Annotated in this window: 3 protein-coding genes; all 3 read right to left on the minus strand. The window is 66.1% G+C overall.

Features of this window, described 5'->3' with window-relative positions:
- Positions 1-2523 (minus strand): response regulator (locus tag VJ604_RS12685; protein ID WP_324083050.1); only part of this gene is annotated, 2523 nt, incomplete at its 3' end.
- A 165-nt stretch (positions 2524-2688) separates the two neighbouring features.
- Positions 2689-3372, minus strand: a complete 684-nt coding sequence (locus VJ604_RS12690; protein ID WP_324083052.1) for a type 1 glutamine amidotransferase — start codon at positions 3370-3372, stop codon at positions 2689-2691.
- 171 nt (positions 3373-3543) lie between these two features.
- A partial coding sequence (locus VJ604_RS12695; protein ID WP_324083055.1) for a CapA family protein occupies positions 3544-4041 on the minus strand: 498 nt, incomplete at its 5' end.

Genomic DNA, 4041 nt, shown 5'->3' on the forward strand with positions numbered 1-4041 from the left:
GTTCATCCTGTCTTGGGCGAGGCCCACTTGCGGATCGGGCACGGCGGCCTTGGCAGGGGGAGCCGCTTGCGCCGGGCGGGAAAGCGAGAAGCTGGGTGTAGACTCCTGCCCGGCCGCCGGGGAGGTCTGTTCCTCGCCGGCGGCCTCGGGCCGGGAGGAGACCGGCGCAGGGGCTGCCGGGCTCGCCTGGGCGCGTGCCACCGCCGCCACCGCCGCCACCGCCTCGGCTGCGGCGGTCTGGCTCCGTTGCAACTGCCGGCAGACGATCCGGGCCAGCTCGTCACGCGTGAAGGGTTTGGAGAGGTAGTCGTCCGCCCCTGCCTCGAGGCAGGCCAGGCGGTCCTGGGACATGGCGCAGGCGGTGAGCGAGACGATGGGGATCCTCTTGTGGGAAGGCTCCCGCTTCTGCTCCCAGCTCCTGATGGTCCTGATCGCCTCCAGGCCGTCCATCACCGGCATCTGGTAGTCCATCAGTACCAGGTCGTAGCAGTTCTTCTGGACGGCGTCCACCGCCACCAGGCCGTTCACCACGATCTCCACGTTGCAGCCCAGGCTCTCCAGCATCCCCCTCCCCACCTCCTGGTTCACGGGGTTATCTTCCACCAGCAGCACCTGCGGCGGCCGACGCTGCTGTTCGCCCTGCGCCTCGTCCTCCGGGGACTGCTCCATCCCCAGCGCCTGCACCAGGGCCGCGTAGAGCCGATGGGGCCTCAGCTCCTTGCGGGCGAAGAGCAGCACCCCGATTTCCTCGGCGCGCCCCCTCCCCTCCTCCTGGCGGTCCCCCAGCAGCACGAGCCTCAGCGACCTTCCGGCCGGAAGCGACCTGATGGTGGCGGCCAGTTCCATGCCGCCGGCGCCGCCGATGCCCGCGTCGAGGATGGCGAGATCGAAGGGAGCCGCCACCACCCGGCAGACCGCTCCGGGGCCGTCCGGCACCGCCTCGCAATCCACCCCCCAGCCGGTGAGCTGTCCCATCAGCTGCTCCCGGGTTGCCGGGTCGCCACTGGCAAGGAGCGCCCTCTTGCCGCGCAGGGCACTGCGGCTGTGATCGGGGCGGACCCACTCGGCGCCCGAGCCGGACTCGAGACGGACCGTGAAGGAGAAGGTGGAGCCCTTGCCAGGTTCGCTGGAGACCCTGATCTCGCCACCCATCAGCTCGGTGAGTTGCTTGGCGATGGCGAGCCCCAGCCCGGTGCCGCCGTATTTGCGGGTCATCGACTGGTCCCCCTGGGAGAACTGGACGAAGATCTTCTGCTGAACCTCGGCAGAGATGCCGATACCGGTGTCGGTGATGCTGATCCTGACCAGGTCCGGGGTGCGCTCCATGAAGGCCACCAGGGTAACCGACCCCTTGGCGGTGAACTTGAGGGCGTTACCGAGCAGGTTGACGATGATCTGACGCAGCCGCCCCGGGTCCCCCACGAAGGAGCGCGGCACCTCCCTGGCGATCTCGCAGCGCAGCTCGAGCCCCTTCTTGCTGGCGTCCTCGGCGAAAAGGTCCACGGCGTCAGCTACCAATTCATGAATGTCGAAGGGGATCACTTCCAGCTCCATCCGGCCCGCCTCGATCTTGGAGAAGTCGAGGATGTTGTTGATGATGGAAAGCAGCGCCTCGCCCGAGCGGCGCACGGTCTCCACGAAGCGTCCCTGTTCCTTGCTGAGGTCGGTACCAAGCAGGAGTTCGGTCATTCCTAGAACTCCGTACATGGGGGTGCGTATCTCGTGACTCATCTGGGCGAGAAATTCCGATTTGGCGCGGCTGGCTGCCTGGGCGGTCTGCATGGACCGGCTCACCTCGTCCAGGCTCTCCGCCAGCTGCCGGTTGACGGTGGAAAGCTCCCTGGTGCGGGCGGCGACTTCCAGCTTGAGCTCTTCTGAGTGCAGGGCCAGCCGCTCATCACGCACCGAGATCTCCGCCAGCATCTCGTTGAAGCAGTCGGACAGCAGACCCAGTTCATCGTCGTTGATCTTCTCGACCCGGACGCGGTAGTCCTGGTCTCGCGAGACGATCTCCATCTTGCCGGTCAGTTGCTGGATAGGATGGGAGATCAGGAATTTGAGGCGCCGGGAAAGGAAGACGCCGTAACCGGCCAAGGCCAGGAGGCCGGAGGCGAGCAGGGCGCCGGGAAAGGCAAGCGTGGAGACCAGGTCTTGCCGGGATACCAGGCGGAGGGTTCCCACCACCCGGCTGCCCCGGGTGATGGGGCGGGAAAGCTCGAGGTTGGCGCCGCGGATGCCGCGGCGAGGTACAGCTTGCCGCTGGTACTGTGCGAGCAGCTTCTCCCGCGAGGTCGCCACCTCGGCCAGCACCACGCTTTCGGCCTCCGAGACGCCGTCCAGGATCTCGCGGGCGGCCCTGGCATCCCCGCTGGCCACTGGCGCGGAGAGCTGCCTGCCGTAGAGATCGGCCAGGGTGACCAGTTCCCTGCTGGCCTGTTCGCGGTGCCTGGAGAACTCGTAGCCCACGACCACCAGGGAGAAGGCCAGCAAGAGCAGCGAATTGCCGGACAGAAGCAGCGTCATCAGCTTCCGTGTGATGGTTTTTTTACCGGACCAAAGATCGGTCACCGCTCCCCCTTCGCCCGATCCAGGACGGGAGTTGCTACGGAGCAGCCCCGGCAGGGGCCTCATCGATTGGGTGCCAGCCGGAAAACAAATATTAAGACTTTACAATAATAGGTTTGGATTTCAAGGAATAGCCGAGCAGGCCAGGGTGAGGAAATTGGAGAGGATGGTGCGGGAGGAGTCGTTGAAAGCCTCTTCGTCGGCAAGGAAGCCGGCGAGGTAGTCGGCCGGGGGGGTGGAGAGGGCGCCCCAGTTGGAGACGATGGCGCGGTCGACCTCGGGGTGAAACTGGAGGGCGTAGGCTGCGGCTCCCAGCCGGAAGGCCTGGGCGGGGCAGGCCGCCGAGCTGGCCAGCAGTACGCCGCCGGCAGGAACGGTGAAGCTGTCCTGGTGCAGTTGGAAGGTGACGAAGGAGCGCTGGACACCGGCAAAGAGCGGGTCGCCGACCCCGACTTCATTGAGATCCACCCGGCAGATCCCCTTTTCACCGTGCGGCGAGGGGGAACTGACGCGGCCGCCGGCAACGTGGGCGAGCAGTTGGCCGCCCAGGCAGATCCCCAGCAGCGGGGTTCCACTGGCCAGCGCATCCCTCATCAGCGCACCGACACGGGCAAGGTAGGGGAAGCTGGCGGTGTCGTGAACACCCATGTCGCCCCCCAGCACGATGATCCCGGTGACGCCGTCCGGAACGCTGAGGTCGGAGTCCCGGTAGGCGGCGAGGGTACGGAACTGGTGGCCGGCGGAGGAGATCAGTTCAGCCAGGGTGCCAGCGGGACATTCCGGGTCGTTTTGAATGATGAGAAACATGGCAGTCTCTAATTATGTACTCGTCGGAGAATAGTTGGAGGGGGAGGAACCGTTCGTGCTGAGCCTGTCGAAGCATGATCTCCAACTTCCTTCGACAAGACCAGCCGTATAAGTTTCACACACCCTTCGACAGGCTCAGGGCGAACGGCATTCATGGAGGGCAGGTTCCTTTTACTTCGCGGTCAGCTCTCCTGTTTCACCGAATGCAAGCCCCGAGCCGGGGAAGTCCTCGGCGGTGAGCCGCTGCATCAGGTGCAGGGCATGGCGCTGGGGGTCCAGACGCGGACCGCAGTAGGGAGCCTGGCGGAAGGAGCGGATGGAGCCCCCCTGGAAGCTGCCGTCGGCGGCCAGTTGGACGGTCAATAACGGAGCGTAGCCGTTCTCGCCTGCGACGTTGATGCCGCCGTAGGTGGCGAAGTTGCCCAAACTGTAGGCAATGAGATGCCCCTTGTACAGCTCGAGTGCACGCGGCACATGCGGGCCATGGGAGATGACCAGGGCGGCGCCCCGGTCGATGGCGTCGTGGGCGAAGCGGTGCAGGTCTCCGCGCTGCTCCCCCAGGAAGGTCTCCATGCCGGGCGTTACGTGCAGCGCCCCCCTCCCCTCCGCGCCCCAGTGGATGGAGAGGACCAGGATGTCGTAGCGGGCGGAGAGCCGCTCGATCTCCTC

Origin of the sequence: Geomonas sp. (genome assembly GCF_035254065.1) — a bacterium.
GTDB lineage: Bacteria > Desulfobacterota > Desulfuromonadia > Geobacterales > Geobacteraceae > Geomonas.